Below are 20367 nucleotides of genomic sequence, written 5' to 3'. Positions count from 1 at the left end.
CACGCTACGAGCGCCCTCAGCTTCAGAGGACTCCGTGCGTTCCGCCCGTGAGCTCAGGGTTTCAGCCTTTGAAGTAGACGATCTGGTGGGTGCTGGCGAGCAGCGCGCCACCTCGGGACCACACGTGCGCGCTCTGGTCGAAGTATCCGTCCGAGAAGCGATTCGCGTGGGCGCTGCCCAACACGTAATCGCCGCCGATGTTTTCGAGCTCCTGCCCGTTGGCATGGAAGTAGGTGGTCAGTGAGATGGTCCCGGCCGGAAAGAACCCGCCGCGCCGCAGGAAGACCCGGGGATAGAAGATGTCGGACATCGCAGCCAGGGCGGCGAAGTCGAGGCCACGCTGGTTCGTGTCCCTCACCCACAGCGTCGTTCTCGATGACTCGCTGGGGCCGGAATCCTCGCCCGGGAAAGGATTTTCGACGTATCGCGTGTCATATTGGCCGACCCACGGTAGGGGCGGGCCACTGATTTCGAGCCCGTCGGGTCCAGTCACATTCGGCATGCGGGACTCGTCGTCCGACCAGGTGTCGCGGCGGATGCCGAAAACCATGGTGGCCGTGGTCTTGGTGTCGCCGTCCTGGCTGAGTTCGGCGATCCAGTGCTGGTTGGTGCGGTTGGTCCGCGCGGCCTTGAGTGCGATGTCGAACTCACCGTCGGCGATGGGTGCCGCGAAGTTGACCGTGAGCGCCAGCGGTTCGCCGATGCGGTCGGGCCGCAGCTCGACGGCGTGCAACAGCGCCGCGGCGGTGATCCCGCCGAACGGGCCGACCATGTTCGCCCAGTCCGGCTGCGTGCGGCCGCGCATGCGCGTGTCATCGACGGGTTGCAGTTCCAGGGCTTTGTCGAACGAATGAGAGCCGGTCACGCTCAACATGATGCCTGGCGCCCGGCGGGCGCCCTCAGTGAGTCGCTGCGCGACTGGATACCTTGCCCGTCGCGTCGGCGCGGAACAGGGCGTCGTTGTAGTGGCATCCAGCCGGAACCCACTCGAAGGTCTTCTCTTCGGCGAACTTGTAGTACAGGACGCGGCGCCCGGCATTGGGTGCGGTCGGCGGGGGAGTGCTGTGCATGATGTCGCCGTAATGCAATGTGAGATCGCCGGGTTCGGTGTCGAGCTTGACGACGGGCAGATCGCCCTCCTGACCCCACTGGAGCCAGTGCTTCGTATAGCGGTGCGACCCGGCCAGCACCATCAACTGACCGTTGGCCGCGTTGGCGCGATCGAGTTGGATGCCCGCTTGGATGAGCGGACACATGACGGGGTGCCCGCCGATACCGTCATCGACGTGCCAGCCTAGGTCGCCGTCGCCCTTGACCACGTCGGAGTTCTTGATGAAAACCATTGGGCCGTCGAGCCTGTCGTCGCAGACCCTCAGTTCGGGCCCCGCTAGCCGCGCGAACGCGGTGGTGCGCGGTTCGGTACACAGCGACTGTAGGACTTCGGAGTAGCGGCCCAGATAGTTGATCCGGGTGACGATTTCGGTCCCGCCGGAGTTCAGTGACCACCACGAGAACGGGTCACCGGGAGTGGTCATGGCTCGGACTTTCTCGACTTCCGCGCCCCATGTGGCGATCTCGTCGGGGCTGTAAACGCCCCGGATGTGCAGATAGCCGGCGACGCTGAAGAACTGGCGCAGGTCTTCCATGTCGTCGTCGGGGGTGAAGGTCTGGTGCAGATCGAGCGGCCGGCCGCTGCGGTCGATGAGAGTGCCGCGCACTGCGCGGGTATAGATCGGGGTGCCGGTCAGCAGCGTCTGGATGGCGGGTTCCCAGCGCTGCCAGTCCTGCAATGTGCCGCGCATCAGCCGCGCCCGCTCGGTGCAGACGGCGCCGGACGCCGACAGCAGTCGGTTCAGGAACGCCGAGAACGTCGTCTCGTCGAGCTGTACCAGGGTGGCCGCGGCGTCACCATTGGTGACGTCCACGCCTGTCGGCGTTGCGCGCCAGGTGTAGGCCGTGCCATCGGGGAGCCGGAACGCGATCGGCGCCGCCCCGGCGAGGTCATCGACGACGAGGGCGCCGTGCCGCGCGTTGAGGGCGGCCAGTTCGTGGGTGTGGAACTCGTCGAACGAATGGTGCGGAAACGACGCCGCGATGGCATCGACCCACGGCAGACCGGTGCCCACCTCGTCGGTCGCCATGGTGTCCCTTCCGTCCGACGTCGATTATCAGCCCGTGGAACGCCTTCCTGCGGCGACATGCGACCATGGTGGCCGCGATCTTCGCGATGGGGCGGTAGCTCAGTTGGTTAGAGCCGGGGACTCATAATCCCTTGGTCGCGGGTTCGAGCCCCGCCCGCCCTACTCAAGTCCCTACTCAAGTCCCTACTCAAGTCCCCGCTGCGGCGGGCTCAGCGATATCCGCCTTTTGACCTGTGCCGAACTGCCTCGACTGTCGGTCGCTTCGACCTCGATCACGGCCATGACGGGCTCGCCTCGCTTCAGCGCGCGAGCGGCTTTGCGTTGGGCGACGGGAGGAATCTCCACGGCGAGAGTGGCTTTGCGCAACGGCGGCAGATTGAGCATGGCGGGGCGCAGATGCAACGTGCGGGACTGGCGCATGCGGCGCGGAACGTCGATCTCGCCGGTGGCGATCACGTCGCAGGGCAGGCCGGCGGAGCGCACTTGGAGGACGACCGAATCGCCCAGTGGCTGATTACGTTCGCCGCCGAGCCACAGCCGCACGTTCGGCAGGGTCATCCCGCCTTCCGCATCGCGGCTTAGCCGCGATGCGATGGCAGCGCTGATCAACCTGCTGGTCAGCCCACCTTTGCGACGCGCCACGACGGTAACTTACGCCCGTTGGCAACGCTGCGAAGCCAGAAACGCGACGTCCACCGACCTGGACATGCCACACAGGCTGATGCCGCAGAATTGACCTGTGCAGGTAGTGGCAGCGGTGCGGAGAGCAAGTGTCCTCAACGCTGCCGACCCCGGCCGCATCCGGCTGCGCAGTGCGGCTGCGACCACGTTCTCGCTGCTGCTGGCGATCTGTGCGATGTTGGCGTTCACCCGTGCGGCCGGGCAGCCGGTAACTGTCGCGATGCTCGGTGCGGTGGTCGCGATGCAGGCGTCAGCCGCCGTCAAGGATCGCGATCAGCGCAGCCGCAACATCACCACGCTGCTGCTGTTCTTCCCGGCGATCGGCGCCATGGCCCTGGCCGCAGTCCTGGCGCCGCACGGCAAGATCGTCGACGTCGGCTTCATCGCTGTGTTGTTCGCCGCGGTGTGGGTGCGGCGGTACGGACCGCGCGGAAACGCCCTCGGGATGGTCGCGTTCATCTCGTACTTCTTCGTGATGTTCCTGCGAACCCCGGTACATCAGATTCCGGTGCTGGCGGTCGCGGTGGCCGTGGGGATCGTGTCGTCGCTGTTGGTGCACGTGCTGTTGTTTCCGGAACGGCCACGTGTCGAGGCGCGTCGCCTGCTGTCGGCACTACGCGCCGCGTCGCTCTCGACGCTGGACGTCGCGACCCGCCGCGGTCAGGTCAGCGTCGACGTCGCGCGGCACGAACTCGACCAGCTGGGTGAGACGGCGCTGCTCATCGACGACTGGCTGGACCGTCACGAGGCCGCGAAGTCACTGAGTGTCACCAGCAAGGATCTGGCGCTGCGGGTGTTCGAAGCGCAGATCATGCTGGAACAGGCAGCATCGTTCCTGTGGTGGCTGGACCAGGACGAGCCGTGGCCCGAGGGTCTGGTCGACGCGGTCGCGGCGCTGCGAATCTGCCTGGACAACAACCCCACCGACGAACAGCTGCGGCAGGCCCGACGGATGGGCGCGGCAGCCGCCGACAAGGCTGACCTGTCGACCTCGGCGGGCGTCGCGACGGTCACGGCGTACCGGGCGATGCAGGCACACTTGGCGATTCACCACATCACCACCAACGCCCGCGGCATCAGCGACGACGATATCGCCGCGGCCGCTGCCAGGGCTGACGGTGACGACGACGACCAGGACGCGCCATCAGGCCTGAATCCCAGCACCAAAGCCGCGATTCAGGTCGCGGTGGCGACCAGCGCCGCAACGATTTTGGGCAATCTCATCTCACCTGACCGCGGGTATTGGGCGGTGTTGACGGCGTTCCTGGTGTTCACCGGTGTCTCGACGCGTGGCGAAATCCTTTCGCGCGCCGGGCATCGCGTCGTCGGCACCATCGCCGGGGTGGTGGCGGGCGTGCTGCTTGCCGCGGAGATCGGGCGGAACCCGGCGCTGCAGATCGTCGTCCTGGTGGTCTGTGTGTTCTTCGCGTTCTACCTGGCGACAGTCGCCTACTTCTGGTTGACGTTCTTTGTGACGGTGCTGCTGGCGATGTTGTACGGGCTCCTGGGCAATTTCAGTGCCCAGGTGCTCGAGGTGCGCATCGCGGAAACCGCCGTGGGCAGCGTGGTGGGTATCGCGTCCGCGTATTTCGTCTTCTCCACCAAGACCCGCGCCACGTTCGCCGCGAAGGTCACCGATTACCTCGACCAGATGGAGCGGGTGATCGACACCGCGGTAACGGCGGTACGCACCGCCGGAGACGCTGGTGATCTGGTTGCCGACACCCGCCGTATGGACAACGCACTGAAGGAAGCCGTCACGGCGGGTAAACCGCTTCAGATGGGTCCACTTTCGGAACTCCGACATGGGGTCCGGCGCCTGATGCGCGGACTACAGGTGGCCAACCGTTCGGCGCATGCGCTGGCTCGCGCCGGGGTCACCGCGGCACAAGGTGTGCAGGTCCCCGACGGTGCCGACGAGGCCCTCCACCAGGCGGCGGCGCGCGCCGGTGCCGCGGTGGCCGGCATTCGGAAGCTGGTCGCGGGTGACGACCCGAATACGTCTGAGAGGCGCAGTGATACAGCTCTTTTCGATGTCGGTCTACCCGAGATGCGACCAGGCCCGGTGCGGGCATCGGTCCGGGCCCTCAATGTCATCGACCGCGCGCTGACAGAGGTGACTGTTCGGATGTGATGCTCGGCGGACTGCAGGCCCCAGGTGCAGTTCGTGAAAAAAGTGTCCCCTCTTTCGGGACTCGGTGCTCCTACCTGTGTCAGGGGTCCAACCAGGACTCCGATCACACCGAAGGAGCATTTCATGGTTGCCGATATCGACCCCCAGCAGTCCGCGCCGAAACCGACGTCGCTGCGCAAGAACAGGCGACTACTCGCCGCCGCCGGTGTTTCGGCGATGGCCGTCATGGCCGTGAGCCTGTCCGGTGTGGCCTCGGCGGCCACCCCGACGAAGACCAACTGCACATTCAAGACCGCCAATGGGCACTATGTGACGGCAGTCAACAGCGGGGGGTTGACGGGACTCGGCCAACCACCGTTCGACGTAATCCACACGGACGCGGTGCGGGTCGGGTCATGGGAGACCTTCACGCTCGTCGACGCCGGTGACGGAGCGCATTACGGTATCCGTGCTTTCGACGGGCACTACCTCACGGCCGTGGGCGGTGGCGGACGGACCACCGACGTCATCCACTCCGACGCCACGCAGTTGCAGGGTTGGGAGAAGTTCACCATCACCAAGCTTCCGTCGGCTCGGGGCAGCCAGACCGTGTATTCGATCGGCACCATCGACGGACACTTCCTCACGGCCGTGGGCGGAGGCGGACGGACCACCGACACCATCCATTCCGATGCAACGGTGGCCAACGGCTGGGAGCAGTTCCACATCCACTGCGCAGGCTGAGCGCCTGCTCGGTAATCCGTTGTTGCCCAATGCTTTCAGTGGATTTGCTCGGCGGTGGGCTGCCGGCACTCGTATGAGTGTCGTGGCCCACCGCCGAGTCGCATCAGGTGAACGCGCCCCCGTAGGACGCTGCACCGATTACGAACGTGAACACCAGGTAGATCACGAGCACCACGGCGCCGGCAATCGCACCCCACGTCGCCCACTTCTTGGCCTCGTCCGCGGCTGTCTGAGCGGCTTGGAACTGGCCCTGGGCCCACAGCCCCGAGACCTGAGTCGCCTTGACGATCGACACGATGCCGAACGGCAGGCAGCAGAAGATCGTGACGAGGATGCCCAGCACCAGGTTGTTGTTGGGCGGTGCACCCGCGGGCGGAAGGCCGCCGGCCGGCGGCGGAGGGTAATTTCCCGGAGGTATCTCAGTCATTGCAGCCTTTCGTTGTTTCCGGTCACTACTCGGTAGGTTGCCCGTCGGTCGGACGCGGTCAGCGGTGACCGCCACGGGACGCTACGGCGCACCGATTGGAATCCGTTTGGGACGCCTACAGAGCAAGGACACAGCACCGAAACGGCTACCGATCCCAACTTGGGCGTGGTGAGCCGGTGACTGCGGTTTACGGGAAGGTGTGGACGACCGTCAGCCGTGCAACCCGTTCTTGATGGCCAGAGCCTGTTTCTGACCGACGTCGAGAACGAAGTCGGGCGGCGGGGTGGCGTCCTTGGGGCCATCGAATTCGAGGGTGACGAACGCACGGCCCTCGGTGAACAGGACGACGGTCACCGATTTGGTGTTATCGGGCGAGTTGCCCGACACCGAAATGCCGCCGCTACCAACCTCGATCGGTGCGGGCGTGCCGCCGACCACGCTGCCACCGAGTGCAGCCTTGGCGGCCTCGAGTGCCGCGGTGGCCGCGGCGGGATCCGGCAGGATCAGGATCGTGTCGCCGACGACGTGGGTGCGGTCCGCGTTGCCGAACGATGTGGCTATACCGGGTTTTCCGTCCGGGTCCGGCACTGGCGGGCTCGCGATGAATTCTTCGGGTGCGACGAGGTCGGTCGCCTTGATCAGCAGCGCCGAGTAGTCGACGGGCTGGGCCGGAGCGGAGGCGGTCGTCGACGTGGCGGCGGATGACGACGTCGCCGACTTCGATGCGGCGGGCGGCGCGGAATCCTTGCCGCAGCCGGTGATCGTCATGATCACCGCAGCGCTGACCGCAACCACGCCACCGGCCAATCTCGTGTGAGCGATCATCGAGATCGACTCCTCTCCGGCCCGAGCCGTCAGTTCAGCGGACCATCCGGGACCGGTGCGTTGCAGCGTGCGCGGAAGTCGGCTGCCGGCTGGCGAATACCTTCGATTTCAGACTTCACTTGAGGATTCGCATCCATGTACGTGGTGATCTCGGTGCGCATCTGGTCGCGATTCTTGCCCTTGAGGCCCGTGAAGAACGCGTTCACGTCCGGGTGGGTGAACAGGTACGACGCGGTGGCGGCGTTCACCCCGGACATCACATTGGCGAGATCGCCGGCAGTGCAGTCCGGCGGGTCGGCGATGGCGGTCGTGGCCGTGCCGACGAACGTCGCACCGGCGATCAGGCCGGCACCGATGATGTTGCGGATTCTCATGTGGGGTTGCTCCTAAAGGTTGTTGAAATAAGGGGAATCAGCGACGCGGACCGATACCGCCACCGCCGCCGGGACGCAACGGCGGGCGCGGTGGCAGGGGCACGATGACGTCCACGCCCCAGCCGTCGTCGCAATACCAGGGGTCGGCGCAGTACGACGGGTAGGCCGCGGAAGGTGGCGTGGGGCCGCCGCCGCGAACGTCACCCTGCGCGCACACGGTGGCGTATCCGGCGCCGGTGCAGTCGGCCGAGGCCGGCGCTGCCGCACTGAGGCCGATGGGCACAAACGTGAGCGCCAGACCCAAACTCAGGGAGCGCTGCTTCAGTCGCATGGTCTTCGTCCTTCGAACGGCTGGCTCGCGGTGGTCGGCACGATGCCGGTGCGCGGAACCCAGGTCGGCTGAGCATAATTCGGCGTTGCCACTCAAGGAGCGGTTGCGCGATTATTGCGGTGTTTAGGCTCTGTTAACAGTTCGCACGATTCGCTGAGCGACGGTGCCGCAATCGCCGCGCGAGGCGCGGCGACGGTGGTACCGTCCCTGCCTGTCGAGTATGCGTGACGAAGGGGTCAATATGAGCGGGAACAGCCAGGATTGGACCAAGCCGGCGGCCATGGCGATCCCCAAGGAGGGCTACTTCGAGGAGGTGCGGGGCCGCTATGGCCCGGTGTTCCCGAGGACGCCCGCCTGCTACGGCTTCTCGATCATCGCGAAGGTGAAAGAGGGCCGCGAAGAAGCGGTTCGGGCCTACGGCAAGACCATCGAAGAGACCATCAAGGCCAGTCCGGAGGCCTTGGCGCCGTTGCGTCTGCACTACCTGCGCTGGAATCTGTTCGACGTCGGCTCGGGTCTGCATTTCCAGTACATGGGTATCTTCGACACCGACTTCGACAAGTACACCGAGGACGCGGTGGCCCTGTTCAGCGCAACCGGTGTCACGACGGTGTTCACCAACCTCGAAGGCTTCCCGGAGGATTGGCAGACGAACACCGACGCCTTCATCAAATTCGTTCGGGACCACCAGCAGCCGAGCTTCCTCGAGTACGGCGAGTACCCGTACGTGACGGCGGACGAGATCAAGAAGGCGTTGCGGCTCAAGGCGGCGTTCTCGGACATGCTCGATCAGATGCAGTAATGCTCGAATTCGATGACATCCAACACATCCTGCTGACCCGGACCCCTGCTCTCACCGGGCGTTACGAGTTCCTGACGTTCGACACCCCGGAAGGTGGCCGGGCGTGGTTGTCGGAGATGCAGGACAAGGTGCAATCGGCCACCGACGCCAAGGCCACCATGGACGAGTCCGATCGCTGGGTCACGTTGGCGTTCACGTGGAATGGCCTGCGTGCACTGGGCGTGCCGGCGGATTCGTTGGCGACCTTCCCCGATGCATTCCGGGAAGGCATGGCGTCGCGCGCCGGCATTCTGGGCGACGTCGGGTCCGCCGCGCCGGAACACTGGGTGGGCGGACTGGCGGGCGACGACCTGCACGCCATCGCGATCCTGTTCTCCCGCACCGACGAACAGAACGCGAAATCCATCGCGGCGCACGACGACCTGCTCGCGCGGACCGACGGTGTGCGCAGCCTGTCGTATCTCGACCTCAATGCCACGCCACCGTTCAACTACGCCCATGATCACTTCGGATTCCGGGATCGCCTGTCGCAACCGGTGATGAAGGGATCGGGGGAGGAGCCGACGCCGGGCTCGGGCGACCCGTTGGAGCCCGGGGAGTTCATCCTCGGGTACGACGATGAGAACGGTCCTGTGGTGGATCTGCCGCAGCCCGAGGTGCTTTCGCGCAACGGCAGCTACATGGCCTACCGCAGACTCGAGGAGCACGTCGGCGTGTTTCGGGATTACTTGCGCGAGAACGCCGATACCCCGGAAGGCCAAGAGCTGCTGGCCGCGAAATTCATGGGGCGGTGGCGCAGCGGCGCCCCACTGGTGCTGGCGCCGGACCAGGACGACCCCGAGTTGGGTGCGGATCCGATGCGCAACAACGACTTCAACTACAAGGAAGAGGATCCGTTCGGCTACGCGTGCCCGCTGGGGGCGCACGCGCGGCGACTGAATCCCCGCGACACCGCGCACTACATGAATCGTCGCCGGATGATCCGGCGCGGCGCCACGTACGGTCCGGCACTGCCCGAGGGAGCCCCGGACGACGGCGTCGACCGCGGCATCGCGGCCTTCATCATCTGTGCGGATCTGGTGCGCCAGTTCGAGTTTGCACAGAACGTCTGGATCAACGACAAGGCGTTCCATGAGCTCGGCAACGAACATGATCCGATCTGCGGCACGCAGGACGGCACTCTGGACTTCACCGTCCCCAAGCGGCCGATCCGCAAGGTGCACAAGGGACTTCCGGCCTTCACCACGATGAAGGGCGGCGGGTACTTCTTCCTGCCGGGCATCGGCGGCATCCGCTACCTGGCCGCGCTGGGGAACTGAGACTTCTCTGCGGGCCGCGCGGGCCCATGTTTCGCATCCAGTCGCCGGGGAACCCACCCTATGGCGGCCGGATGGTTCGGTCGTCGTGAAATTACGACCGGAAAGAGGAGCTCATGGGTATGAGCGGTCCGGAAGAAGCTGCCAAGGGTGTCGTCGAAGGCATCAAGGGCAAGGTGAAGACGTTGCTCGGTGCGGGCATCGGGCGCGATGACCTGTTCCGGGAGGGCCAGGCGCAGCAGGACAAGGGTGAAGCACAGCGCGACGCCGCGAAGCGAGAAGCCGAGGCGGAATCCGCCCGGGGGGCCGCGAAAGCGGCAGAAGCCCGGGAGCGGGCGAATCAATCGGATCAGTAATTGGCGCGACACCGGAGAGACGACCGTATGACTTCGTTCGGCTACACCCTGATGACTGAACAGTGCGGCCCGAAAGAGCTTGTCAGACATGCTGTTCGGGCCGAGGAGCTGGGCTTCGACTTCGAAGTCTGCAGCGACCACTATTCGCCGTGGCTGGTCTCGCAGGGCCACGCGCCGAATGCCTGGCTGGTGCTGGGCGCCGTCGCGCACGCGACCAGCCGGGTGGAGCTGTGCTCGTATGTCACGTGCCCGACGATGCGCTATCACCCGGCCGTCGTCGCGCAACAGGCCGCGACGGCGCAGATCTTGGCGGACGGCCGGTTCCTGCTCGGGCTGGGCACCGGTGAGAACCTCAATGAACATGTGGTGGGCCAGGGCTGGCCGGGCTACGAGCGCCGGCTCGACATGCTGTGTGAGGCGACCAAGATCATTCGGCAGCTCCTCGACGGTGGGGTCGTCAACCACAAGGGCGAGTACTTCCAGGTCGATGGCGGTCGGCTGTGGGATCTGCCGGCCGAGCCCGTGCCGATCGGCATCTCGATGACCGGCGAGAAGTCGGTTCAGAGGCTCGCCGACTTCGCCGACTTCATGATCGACGTGGCACCGGACAAACCGATTGTCGACCAGTGGCTCCACGAGCGTCGGGTACAGGGTCTGGAGACGACGGGACGTGCCGTGGCGCAATTGCCGATCTGCTGGGACAGGGATCGCGACAAGGCCGTGGAGCGGGCACACGAGCAGTTCCGGTGGTTCGGCGGCGGCTGGCCGACGAACGCGGAATTGCCCAACCCCAAAGCTTTTGATGCCGCGACGCAATTCGTGCGACCGGAGGACGTGGCAGACCAGATTCCGTGTGGCCCCGACATCGACGCCGTCGTCGAGGCCGTCAGCGCCTACCGGGACGCGGGGTTCACCGATATCGCACTCGTGCAGATCGGCGGAGATTCGCAGGACAGCTTCTTCGACGAAGCAGCTCCGGCGCTGTTGGCGGCGCTCCGTGCCGACGCCGCCTGACGCTCGCTCGCGGGGAGAGGGCGCGGCACGGTCTCACGCGGGTTTGGCGAGACACGCGCACGGCGCGCCGACGTGTGCGACATGTGATGCAGCCGTGGCCGAAATGTGACGCGTGTAGACCAGTGTGATCAGAGTGGCTTGAGGGCAGTCAGGCCATTCAGTTCGTGGTTGGGAGCGTCCAATGTCTACAGCTCGCAAGGTGGAACGCATCGTCGCGCAGCTCACCGCCGCCGTCACCCGTCGTCCGTCTGACGACCTGGCCTATCGCGCCGAGATGGAGCGCTTGGTCACCGAGCAGGAACTCGCCCTGCTCAGTAGTCGGTAGCGCCGCCGGGCCCGTCAGCGGAAGACGCTCAGGAGCGTCCGGCACAGGAACGGCAGGTTCGACAGCGGGATGAACTGCACGAGCGTGCGGCAGACGTTCGGTGCCTGAGCCTGCCCGGCCGCGCTTCCGCATACCGGCCATGCGCCAATTCCCTGTGTCTTCATGACATTTCGGGCCACGCGGATCTGTTCTCCGCGGCTGGCCGCCGCCGGAGAGCCGGTGCCGCCGTTGGCGGTCCAGGTGCCGGGGCTGAATTGCAGCCCGCCGTAGTAACCGTTGCCGGTGTTGGCCGACCAGTTGCCACCCGATTCGCATTGGGCGATGGCATCCCAGTTCGGTTCGGCGTTTGCCTCGGAGATCGACAACGACAGTTGGGAGATCGCGAGTACGCCGGATATGGCGACCGCACGAACAAATAGGTGTCCGCTCATACCCACCTCGATCCTGTTGCGCGAACGGACTGATTCCGGCCGCAAAATGGTTCGCAATTGACGCGTGGTGCTGTCTATACAGACGTTAAACCTGATAATCAGCTGTGCTAATGGGGTAATTGTTATTCTTCGAGTAATTTTAGTGTTTCTGCATATTTCTGATGCGGATGAGACGGCACTGACTGTTGTTATCTAGCGTGTCGCTGCAGGTCAGTGAGCTGTTACGTGAGTAGTGTTTACCGTGTGGTTATAGGCACGGATGGGGCCTGTGATTCATTTGTTATTAGTGATTCAATAGCGCTCAGTGATGCAAATGTTATTGAAGTGATCTGAGTTGCAAATACACATTAGAGTTTCCTATGTGACAGCTGTGGCTGGTGTGACTGGAGTGAATTCGCCGCGAACGCGCGGTCGGGAATGGCTCTGGCGTCAGGATTCTCGGGCGCGCAGACTTCTACCAAGGCCGAAATTCGGTGTGGCCGATGAATGCCGGGCGAGCGATGACGAACACTGCGATCAAGGCGGGGCAGCTGTGGCGGATGGCCGCCGCGCTGCTCGCGGCGTCCGGCTGCCTCGGAGCTGGGTTTCTGACGGCGCCGACCTCAGCCGCCGATCAGCCGGCCACCTGCCAGAGCCGGCACGTCGACGGCGTCGAGGAGGACGTCTGCGTTGGCATTCCCGGACAGGCCGGTGGCGCCAACCCGCGTGACCTGTATCCGGGCGTCGTGCCCGAACTGTATTTCGGGATCGGCATCGGTTAGCGCCTGAAGCTCACAAGGCTCATGCGGTCAGCACAGCCGGCGCACAGCTAGCGCCACCATCATCGAATTCTGTGACGACGACGCTTCTTGCCGACGCCCCGGGCGGCTCGACCGCTCCGCCTCTCCCGCCCGTTGTCGCCCCCAATCACCACGGACTGTCTCTGCTCTACGGATGGCTGCCCGTGACCATCCAGGTGATCGCCGCGATCGTCCTGCTCCTGGCCATCGGGTGGCGAGGCCGGCGGTGGCGCTACCTGTGGCTACCGCTCTGCGCCATCCTCGGCATCGCGGCTGCCGCATGGGCGAACTGGTTAACGACATCCCAGGGTCTGGCGGGGAATCCGGCACCGGCAGCCCTGTGGATCTGGGTGGGCCTGTCGGGGCTGGCACTGGGCGTGCTGTTGCTCGGCTGGCGCGGTGCCGCGTGGTGGCGTCGCGTCGTCGCAGTCCTGGCCGTGCCGCTGTGCCTGCTCAGCACCGGCGTCGCCCTCAACGACTGGGTCGGCTACTTCCCGACCGTCCAGACCGCGTGGGGCGAGCTCACCGCCGGCCCGCTGACCGACGAGACCGAGATGTCCAGCGTCACCTCGATGAAGGCCGCCGGTGTCGTCCCGTCACACGGCGCGGTGGTCGAGGTGGACATCCCGGACACCGCGTCGGGCTTCAAGCACCGCACCGAGGTCGTCTACCTGCCGCCCGCATGGTTCGCGCGCAACACCCCGCCGCTGCCCGCCGTGATGATGATCGCCGGCGAATTCAACACCCCGGCGGACTGGCTGCGCATCGGCAACGTCGCCAGCCTCTTCGACAACTTCGCTGCCGCTCACGGCGGCAACGCACCGGTGTTCGTCTTCGTCGACGCGGGCGGTTCGTTCAACAACGACACCGAGTGCGTCAACGGCCCGCGCGGCAACGTCGCCGACCACCTCACCAAGGACATCCCGCCATACCTGGAGTCCACGATCGGTGTCAGCGCCAAACCCGCGAACTGGGGCGTCGTCGGCTGGTCCATGGGCGGGACCTGCGCGGTGGACCTCGCGGTGATGCATCCCGAGCAGTTCGGCACGTTCGTCGACATCGCGGGGGACATGGGGCCCAACGCGGGGACCAAGGAACAGACCATCGCCCGGCTCTACGGCGGCAGTGAAGCGCAGTGGGCGGCCTTCGATCCCCGGACGGTGATGACCAAACACGGTCCTTATCAAGGTGTCTCGGGCTGGTTTGCCATCTCGTCGGATGCCCCGACCCAATGGAAAGGGCCCAAGGCCCGCCCCGACGCCGTCGGTCTCGGCGGCCGCGACGGCGCCGGCAACCCCGGCGACCAGACCGAGGCCGGCAAGGCGTTGTGCGCCCTGGGGCGTCAGCTGGGTATCGACTGCGCCGTCGTCGCCCAGCCGGGCAAGCACGACTGGCCGTTCGCGGTGACGGCGTTCCAGACCAGCTTCCCGTGGTTGGCGGGCCGGATCGGCACCCCCGGCGTGCCGGTGACCGGGTTCCCGGCGGGATCGACTGCCCCAGCACCGCCCGCCGGCCCGGCCGCTTCGGTCGCGGCCGGAACAATCCCGGCCAAGTAGACGTCGAATGTAACGCCGAGCCCGTCTAAGTAGATGGACTCGGTGAGACGTTGCGACACAGCAGGGAGTCGATGCGCGATGGGTACTCAAACCGATAAAACCGATAACAAAAATATTCAGCAGGCCCGCCGGCAGAGCCGGCTCGTAGGAGCCGTCGCCGCCGGTGTGGTGACGACACTGACCGCTCTCACCGTGGGCGCGGCTCCGGTGTCCGCCAAACCGAGCAGTGATTCGGACAGCTCGAGCACCACCACGCTGGTGCCCAAGCCGCCGCGGCAGGATTCGTCCTCGGCGCAGGACGGCTCGGGTTCGTCGGGTGGCTACGGGCAGGACGGCGGCGGCCAGCGGGGACGCAAGCAGCGGGAGCAGCCGGTAGAGGCCGAGGCGCCGAGCCGGCCCGCTCCTGCCGACGTTCCGGCGGTCCAGGCCAAACCGCCGGCCGACCCGCCCGCGGCGCCCGTCACCCCAGTGGCGCCGGTGATCGCCGCTCCGGAGAACAAGGCGCCCGAGAACAAGGCGCCCGACAACAAGGTCCCCGAGAGCAAGGCGCCGGAGAAGACGCCGCAGGCTCCCGTGACCACGACGACGCCGGCGGACACGCCCGTCGTCGCGGCGCCGCCGTCACACACCGACGCTCCTGCACCGACCACCAAGGTCACCAAGGCGCAGGAAGCCCCGGCCGACCCGACCACTCCGGCACGGCCGTCGACCGCTGCCGCCGAGCCGGACAAGTCGGCCCCGTCCGCCACCTCGGCAACACAGGGACCGACCACCGCGCTCGCCGAGCGCCCGGCACCGGCCGGCGCCGTCGACCCGGACAAGTCGGCGACCCCCACGGATCGCACTGTGGCAGAAGGCAAGCCGGTCGCCGGTCTGGAAGGGCAGTTCGGTGAGCGCGTCGAGGCCGGTCCCGGTCGGGCCGAAGCCTCGGCCTCGGCGTCGGCCACGGTGACGGCGGGTTCGTCGAAGTCGGCGTCGCCGTCGACGTCCCGCGAGGTGCGGCCGATCGAGCTGCTCAAGCCCGAGACGGTGACCGCGCCGGCCGAGGACATCGCCACCGCGAAGGCCGCTGCCGCGGTCGACGTGAAGCTGCCGGAACCGGCCCCGGTGCACGACGTCGCCGACCTCGCCAAGGTCGTCAACGTCGCCAACTTCCAGTTCGACACGCGCGCGGACTGGGACCGTCGGGACAACCGGCCGGACTGGGACCGTCGTGATGACCGGCCGATGGGCCGGGACTGGGACAACCGGGTGCGGCAGTGGCGGCCCGACTGGGTGCAGTACGACGACTACTACCGTCCCGTGCTGTTCAACCCGTACCGCGACCCCGTGCGGGTGGTGTACGTCTACCGCAACGCGCCGCGCATCGTCTACATCCCGCCGCTGCAGCGCATCGTCATGGAGGTTGCCGACCTCGCGGCCTACAGCTTCACCGCGGTCGTGGTGAACGCCGTCAACACGGCCGTCAACGTGGCGGTCGGCAGCTTCTTCGGTGGCGGCTACTACCCGGGCGTCGGCGTGCCGCTGCCCCCGCCGCCTCCGCCGGTGCTGAGCTACGCGAATGTGCCTGTGCAGGTTCGCTATTCGGACGCGGTCTACCAGCCGTTCCGGGTGCAGCGCATCGTCGACGCCGGTGACGACGTGCAGTACGGCGAGCGCCGCGTGCTGCTCGACGGCGTCACGCCGGCCTGGGGTCAGTGGACCCAGAGCCCCAGTGGCGAACGGCAATTCGAGGTGCACCGGACGCAGCAGTTCCCGGGTCTCGACGAACCGCGTGAGGCGCCACTGCCCGGCGACTACAACCTGCAACTGGTCAACGACCAGAAGGGGCTGGAGAACCCGAACAAGGCGTTGACCATCGCCGCGGTGACCTGCGGCGTGCTGAGCCTGGGCGCCATCGGCCTGAGTGTCTACATCGGGCGCCGGCGCCGCGAGGTGGTCTGACGTTGCCCCCGCGGTCAGTCGCACTGATCGAGCCGGCTGCCGCGGGGGAACGTGATCGACATGATGTCGCTGGGACGTGTCAACGCGATGCGGTGCCACGTCCCACTCGGCACGACCATCGCGTGTCCCGTCGTCAGCGTGACGCCGGGACCGTTCTCTTCAGCGCGTAGGTACAGCCGTATCTCACCGGCGAGGCAGACGACGAGTTCGTCTGCCTCGGTGTGGATTTCCCAATAGTCGGCATGCACCTGGGCGTCGGTCTCCGCGTGGAACGTCATGACATGCCATCCCGGCTCCCCGGAGCCGAACGTGCGCTCGGCCGGTTCGATGCGGCCGTCGTCGTAGAGGTGGACGAAGGACGCGAAGAGGTCGACGATCATGCGGACACCGCCCGCAGGTCCGCCGCCCCCGCGGCGAGGCCGCGGCGCAGTGCCCCACCGAGTTCAGCGAGCTGGCGCCTCGAGACGTCGGCACCGAGGATCACCTGCGATCCGTGGAACGTGCCGGGCCATTGGTGCAGTTCGACGGAAACGCCCGCCTGCAGCAGCCGGATGCCGAACTCGAGCGCTTCGTCGCGATTGGGATCGAACTCCGCCGTGGCGAGGTACGTGGGCGGTAGCCCGGACAGATCTTCGGCCCGCGCCGGCGCCGCGTAGGCCGACGCGGGCCGGCCACCGAGATAGTGCCGCCAACTGGCGGCGACCTTGTTCCGCGTCATGAAGACGGTGTCGGTGAAGGTCCGGGCCGACCAGCTGTGCTGGCGATCGTCGAGTGGTGGCTGGTTGAGCAGTTGAAAGGCGATCCGGGGGCCGCCCTCGTCACGTACGCGCAGCGCGGCCGCGGCGGCGAGGTTCGCGCCCGCGGCATGACCGCCGACGGCGATACGGCTCGGCTCGACGCCGAGCTGCGGCGCATTCGCCGCCAGCCAGGTGAGGGCCTGATACACGTCGTCCAGCGCTGCGGGATAAGGGTTCTCGGGTGCGCAGCGGTAGCCGACGGACACCACGACGGCGCCCGTGGCCTGGGCGATGCGCGCGGCCCACGGGTGTTCGGTATCGAGATCGCCCATCACGAACCCGCCGCCGCGTAGCCACAGGACGGCGCCGACGGGCTCCGCGGGCTGGTACACGCGTACCGGAATGTCGGGGTGGCCAGGGACGCGGCGGTCGCTGATTCGCAGGCCGGCGGTGTCGGGCGCCGGCACGGCGGCGGACAGTTCGGCAAGCCGTCGGCGGGCCGCCACCGGATCGTCCAATTCGGCTTTCGGGAACAGCGACAGGAAGGGCTGCAGCTCGGGGTCCATGCCTCCACGATGGCCTCCGGATGCGGTGGTGTCTTGGAGGAATGTTCCTTTACCGCCAGGCCACGGGGTCGACGTCGAGCCACGGTGCCGCGGCGACGCCGGCCGGCGTCATCCCCGCGAACAACCGGGCGTCGCGGTGCAGGTGCGACTGGTCGGCATAACCGCAGGCGTCGGCCACCTCGACGGGCGCGGTGCCGGTGGCGAGGCGGTGCGCGGCGTCGTCGAATCTGATCAGTTGTGCGGCCCGTTTGGGCGGTAGGCCGATCTGCGTGCCGAACCGTGACCACAGTCGCTTGCGGCTCCAGCCGAGCTCGTCGGCGATGCGCTCGATCCGGACCTGCCCGTGACTGTGCGCCATCCAGTGCCACGCCGCCGCAACCTCGGGATCCATTGCGGGCCCGGCTTCGCGGCGCCGAGCCAATTCCGTTGTGGCGATGGCGAATCGCTCATCCCACGAGGCAGCGATGTACAGCCGCGCGCACAGGCGCTCGGCATCGCGACCCCACACCGCGTCGAGTGGCAGCACGCCGGTCGGGTCGCCGGCACCGAACACCGCGCGGGCGAGCACCGGCGACAGCCGGATCTGCAGGCAGTCGACATCGCGGCCGACGGCGGTCACCGCGCCGGGCGTCAACCCGACGATGCCGCCCCCGGTCCGGTGCGTGCCCGAGTCGTCGATGAGCACCCCGTCACCGAACTCGATGAACACCGTCACCGCGGGATAGGGCACGAGCTGCAGCGCGAGCTGCGCGGGCGCCCGGCCGCGGAACCCCGCCATGGCCACCCCCGGCTGCCGGCGCGCCGGAATCGCGAGGTCCCACACGGCGGCACTCAGCCGCCGGCTGCCCGCTTCCATGTCTCGATGGTAGGCGCGGCGGGGCCTTGCCGAGGGTTCTCGACACAGCGGGATCCGGACTCCGTAAGGTGACTCTGTAACACCGTTACGGAATACCGGATCAGCAGAGGTGGACAGTTGAGAACCGTATTGATCGACGCCCCCGGGAACGTCTACGTCGACACCGTGCCTGATCCGGTGCTGCCCGGGCCCGACGGCGCGGTCGTCCAGATCACCACGGCCGCCATCTGTGGATCGGACCTGCATTTCTACGAAGGTGACTACCCGTTGGCGACGCCGCTGGCGCTCGGTCACGAGGCGATCGGCACCGTGGTCGAAGTGGGCGCGGAGGTGCGTACCGTCAAAGTCGGTGACCCGGTGCTGATTTCGTCGGTGGCCGGTTGCGGCCACTGCGTCGGCTGCGCCACCTTGGATCCGATCACCTGCGTGTCGGGTCCGCAGATCTTCGGTTCCGGGGTGCTCGGCGGCGCGCAGGCCGAACTGCTCGCCGTGCCGTCCGCGGATTTCCAGTTGCACCGGCTGCCAAGCGATCTCAGCACCGAGGCCGCGCTACTGCTCACCGACAACCTCGCCACCGGCTGGGCCGCGGCGCAGCGCGCCGACATCCCGCCCGGCGGCACCGTCGTCGTGTTCGGTCTGGGTGCGGTCGGCCTGTGTGCCGTGCGCTGCGCCATCGCACAGGGCGCGGGGCAGGTGTTCGCCGTCGACCCCGTCGAGGGGCGCCGCGAGATGGCCGCCCGCAGCGGCGCCACCGCGATCAGCCCGGAGCAGATCGGCGCCGTCCATGAGGCGACGGGCGGCAGGGGAGCGGCCGCCGTGATCGATGCCGTCGGTAACGACACCACCATGACCGCGGCGCTGACCACCGTGCGCGCGGGCGGCACGGTGTCCGTGGTCGGCGTGCACGACCTCAACCCATTCCCATTCCCCGCGACGCTGTCGCTCATCCGCAGCATCACGCTGCGCATGACCACCGCGCCGGTGCAACAAACCTGGCCGGCGTTGATCCCGCTGCTGCAGTCGGGCCGGCTCGACGTCGACGGCATCTTCACCCACGCCATGTCGCTCGATGATGCGCCGAAGGCCTACGCCGCGGTGGCGGCGCGTACGGCGGACTGCATCAAGGTCACGCTGACTCCGTAACGATGATGGCCAATCAGGAGATCCTGGACCTCACGCTGCCGCGCCTGCGGATGCGGGCGCTGGCGTGGGGGCCGGGCGATGGGCGATTGATGTTGTGCCTGCACGGTTTTCCGGATAGCGCACATGGCTGGCGCCGGCTCGCCCCACTGCTCGCGGAGGCAGGCTACCGGGTCGTGGCGCCCTTCATGCGCGGCTACGCGCCGAGCGCGGTGCCGGGCGACGGCGACTACCACGTCGGCGCGTTGGTGTCCGACGTGCTGGACCTCTACGACGCGCTGGGCGGCGGGCCCGACGCCGTGCTGGTGGGGCACGACTGGGGCGCCTTCGCCGCCAATGCCGTTGCCGCATATCCGGATTCGCCGTTCGGATCGGTGGTGTCGATGTCCGTCCCGCCGCTGGCGGCGATGAGCCAGGCGCGCTTCAGTGCCGCGCGGACTGCCCGGATGGGCCTGGTCCAACTCCGAATGAGTTGGTACATCATGTACTTTCAGCTGCCCGGCCTGCCGGAGCGCACCCTGCACCGGGTCATCCCGCGGCTGTGGCGCGACTGGTCGCCGGCCGGCGCCGACGTGGCCGGGGATGTCGCAAGGACGCTCGCCGCGCTCCCGACGGCCGCGCATCGCGCCGCCGCGGTCGGCTACTACCGGGCCCTGGTGCGCCCAGGCAGCGTCGGTGGCCCATATGCCGAGTTTGAGCGGTACCTGCTGGAGCTGCCGGGTTCCCCGATCCTGTATTTGCACGGTACCGACGACGGCGCGATGCAGGTCGGCTACACCGAGCAGCTGCTCGGCGCTCTGCCCGCTGGCTCCGTGGTCCAAACCATCGACGGCGCAGGACATTTCCTGCAGGTCGACCGCCCGGCCGAGGTGGCCGCGGCGATTCTGGATTACGTCGGGAACTGACGAG

24 protein-coding genes and 1 tRNA gene are annotated in these 20367 nt (G+C 67.2%); 13 read left to right on the top strand and 12 right to left on the bottom strand.

Annotation, left to right across the window (positions count from 1 at the left end; all coding sequences use genetic code 11):
• Positions 1-61: 61 nt before the first annotated feature.
• Both G6N46_RS09535 and G6N46_RS09530 read right to left on the bottom strand, forming a co-directional pair.
• Entirely contained in the window at positions 62-865 is an 804-nt protein-coding gene (locus G6N46_RS09535) for an acyl-CoA thioesterase (RefSeq protein WP_174814037.1), read from the bottom strand.
• Between the two features lie 34 nt (positions 866-899).
• The gene (locus G6N46_RS09530; RefSeq protein ID WP_138248483.1) at positions 900-2141 is read right to left on the bottom strand and encodes a phytanoyl-CoA dioxygenase family protein; all 1242 of its coding nucleotides are present in this window, start codon (positions 2139-2141) and stop codon (positions 900-902) included.
• Positions 2142-2229: 88 nt separating this feature from the next.
• Between G6N46_RS09530 and G6N46_RS09525 the strand changes: the two genes are divergently transcribed.
• Positions 2230-2303: transfer RNA gene (locus tag G6N46_RS09525), tRNA-Ile, on the top strand.
• Between the two features lie 21 nt (positions 2304-2324).
• Here G6N46_RS09525 and G6N46_RS09520 read toward each other — a convergent pair.
• Positions 2325-2783 carry a hypothetical protein gene (locus G6N46_RS09520; RefSeq protein ID WP_131808816.1) on the bottom strand — a complete coding sequence of 153 codons (459 nt, stop codon included), beginning with the start codon at positions 2781-2783 and terminating at the stop codon, positions 2325-2327.
• A gap of 97 nt (positions 2784-2880) precedes the next feature.
• Between G6N46_RS09520 and G6N46_RS09515 the strand changes: the two genes are divergently transcribed.
• A complete protein-coding gene (locus G6N46_RS09515; RefSeq protein WP_138248484.1) occupies positions 2881-4956 on the top strand; it encodes an FUSC family protein in 2076 nt (691 codons plus the stop codon).
• A 123-nt stretch (positions 4957-5079) separates the two neighbouring features.
• The gene (locus tag G6N46_RS09510) at positions 5080-5679 is read left to right on the top strand and encodes a fascin domain-containing protein (RefSeq protein WP_138248485.1); all 600 of its coding nucleotides are present in this window, start codon (positions 5080-5082) and stop codon (positions 5677-5679) included.
• Positions 5680-5782: 103 nt separating this feature from the next.
• On the opposite strand, the gene G6N46_RS09505 is transcribed toward G6N46_RS09510, so the two are convergent.
• From G6N46_RS09505 to G6N46_RS09490, 4 genes are all read right to left on the bottom strand, one after another.
• On the bottom strand, positions 5783-6106 hold the full coding sequence (locus G6N46_RS09505) for a CD225/dispanin family protein (RefSeq protein WP_138248486.1): 324 nt from the start codon (positions 6104-6106) through the stop codon (positions 5783-5785).
• Between the two features lie 210 nt (positions 6107-6316).
• Entirely contained in the window at positions 6317-6931 is a 615-nt protein-coding gene (locus G6N46_RS09500) for a hypothetical protein (RefSeq protein ID WP_138248487.1), read from the bottom strand.
• Between the two features lie 29 nt (positions 6932-6960).
• Positions 6961-7305, bottom strand: coding sequence for a heme-binding protein (locus tag G6N46_RS09495; RefSeq protein ID WP_138248488.1), 345 nt, complete (start codon positions 7303-7305; stop codon positions 6961-6963).
• 37 nt (positions 7306-7342) lie between these two features.
• Positions 7343-7636 carry a hypothetical protein gene (locus G6N46_RS09490; RefSeq protein WP_064860199.1) on the bottom strand — a complete coding sequence of 98 codons (294 nt, stop codon included), beginning with the start codon at positions 7634-7636 and terminating at the stop codon, positions 7343-7345.
• 241 nt (positions 7637-7877) lie between these two features.
• Between G6N46_RS09490 and G6N46_RS09485 the strand changes: the two genes are divergently transcribed.
• The 5 genes from G6N46_RS09485 to G6N46_RS09465 all read left to right on the top strand — a co-directional run bounded on the left by G6N46_RS09485 (position 7878) and on the right by G6N46_RS09465 (position 11449).
• Positions 7878-8438, top strand: coding sequence for a hypothetical protein (locus G6N46_RS09485; RefSeq protein WP_138248489.1), 561 nt, complete (start codon positions 7878-7880; stop codon positions 8436-8438).
• A complete protein-coding gene (locus G6N46_RS09480) occupies positions 8438-9757 on the top strand; it encodes a Dyp-type peroxidase (RefSeq protein ID WP_138248490.1) in 1320 nt (439 codons plus the stop codon). Before G6N46_RS09485 ends, G6N46_RS09480 begins: the two co-directional genes overlap by 1 nt.
• A 113-nt stretch (positions 9758-9870) precedes the next feature.
• The gene (mbp1, locus tag G6N46_RS09475; protein ID WP_138248491.1) at positions 9871-10110 is read left to right on the top strand and encodes a microaggregate-binding protein 1; all 240 of its coding nucleotides are present in this window, start codon (positions 9871-9873) and stop codon (positions 10108-10110) included.
• 27 nt (positions 10111-10137) lie between these two features.
• The gene (locus tag G6N46_RS09470) at positions 10138-11124 is read left to right on the top strand and encodes a TIGR03557 family F420-dependent LLM class oxidoreductase (protein WP_138248492.1); all 987 of its coding nucleotides are present in this window, start codon (positions 10138-10140) and stop codon (positions 11122-11124) included.
• Between the two features lie 181 nt (positions 11125-11305).
• Complete coding sequence (locus G6N46_RS09465; protein WP_163692692.1) at positions 11306-11449, top strand: hypothetical protein; 144 nt, start codon at positions 11306-11308, stop codon at positions 11447-11449.
• A 14-nt stretch (positions 11450-11463) separates the two neighbouring features.
• Here G6N46_RS09465 and G6N46_RS09460 read toward each other — a convergent pair whose 3' ends face one another.
• On the bottom strand, positions 11464-11880 hold the full coding sequence (locus G6N46_RS09460; RefSeq protein WP_138248597.1) for a transglycosylase family protein: 417 nt from the start codon (positions 11878-11880) through the stop codon (positions 11464-11466).
• A 500-nt stretch (positions 11881-12380) separates the two neighbouring features.
• Here G6N46_RS09460 and G6N46_RS09455 point away from each other — a divergent pair, with 500 nt between their 5' ends.
• The gene (locus G6N46_RS09455) at positions 12381-12641 is read left to right on the top strand and encodes a hypothetical protein (RefSeq protein ID WP_138248493.1); all 261 of its coding nucleotides are present in this window, start codon (positions 12381-12383) and stop codon (positions 12639-12641) included.
• A 71-nt stretch (positions 12642-12712) separates the two neighbouring features.
• Positions 12713-14215 carry an alpha/beta hydrolase gene (locus G6N46_RS09450; RefSeq protein ID WP_138248494.1) on the top strand — a complete coding sequence of 501 codons (1503 nt, stop codon included), beginning with the start codon at positions 12713-12715 and terminating at the stop codon, positions 14213-14215.
• A 320-nt stretch (positions 14216-14535) separates the two neighbouring features.
• On the opposite strand, the gene G6N46_RS29045 is transcribed toward G6N46_RS09450, so the two are convergent.
• Positions 14536-15267, bottom strand: coding sequence for a pentapeptide repeat-containing protein (locus G6N46_RS29045; protein WP_226521326.1), 732 nt, complete (start codon positions 15265-15267; stop codon positions 14536-14538).
• On the opposite strand from G6N46_RS29045, the gene G6N46_RS29040 reads away from it, so the two are divergent.
• Positions 15245-16159 carry a hypothetical protein gene (locus G6N46_RS29040; protein ID WP_407665089.1) on the top strand — a complete coding sequence of 305 codons (915 nt, stop codon included), beginning with the start codon at positions 15245-15247 and terminating at the stop codon, positions 16157-16159. The two genes, G6N46_RS29045 and G6N46_RS29040, sit on opposite strands and share 23 nt — an antisense overlap.
• Positions 16160-16173: 14 nt before the next feature.
• Here G6N46_RS29040 and G6N46_RS09435 read toward each other — a convergent pair whose 3' ends face one another.
• From G6N46_RS09435 to G6N46_RS09425, 3 genes are read right to left on the bottom strand one after another with little or no spacing between them, the layout of a single operon-like run.
• Positions 16174-16539 carry a cupin domain-containing protein gene (locus G6N46_RS09435; protein WP_138248497.1) on the bottom strand — a complete coding sequence of 122 codons (366 nt, stop codon included), beginning with the start codon at positions 16537-16539 and terminating at the stop codon, positions 16174-16176.
• Positions 16536-17462 carry an alpha/beta hydrolase gene (locus G6N46_RS09430; RefSeq protein ID WP_138248498.1) on the bottom strand — a complete coding sequence of 309 codons (927 nt, stop codon included), beginning with the start codon at positions 17460-17462 and terminating at the stop codon, positions 16536-16538. Before G6N46_RS09430 ends, G6N46_RS09435 begins: the two co-directional genes overlap by 4 nt.
• Before the next feature lie 49 nt (positions 17463-17511).
• Complete coding sequence (locus G6N46_RS09425; protein ID WP_138248499.1) at positions 17512-18318, bottom strand: helix-turn-helix domain-containing protein; 807 nt, start codon at positions 18316-18318, stop codon at positions 17512-17514.
• Between the two features lie 117 nt (positions 18319-18435).
• Here G6N46_RS09425 and G6N46_RS09420 point away from each other — a divergent pair, with 117 nt between their 5' ends.
• Together G6N46_RS09420 and G6N46_RS09415 are read left to right on the top strand one after the other, a co-directional pair.
• The gene (locus G6N46_RS09420; protein ID WP_138248500.1) at positions 18436-19461 is read left to right on the top strand and encodes a zinc-binding dehydrogenase; all 1026 of its coding nucleotides are present in this window, start codon (positions 18436-18438) and stop codon (positions 19459-19461) included.
• A 5-nt stretch (positions 19462-19466) separates the two neighbouring features.
• Positions 19467-20363 carry an alpha/beta fold hydrolase gene (locus G6N46_RS09415; RefSeq protein ID WP_138248501.1) on the top strand — a complete coding sequence of 299 codons (897 nt, stop codon included), beginning with the start codon at positions 19467-19469 and terminating at the stop codon, positions 20361-20363.
• The last annotated feature ends 4 nt before the right edge of the window (positions 20364-20367 follow it).

It is taken from the genome of Mycolicibacterium phocaicum, from assembly GCF_010731115.1.
GTDB classification, from domain to species: domain Bacteria; phylum Actinomycetota; class Actinomycetes; order Mycobacteriales; family Mycobacteriaceae; genus Mycobacterium; species Mycobacterium phocaicum.
This window is presented reverse-complemented; position numbering and strand designations above follow the sequence as displayed.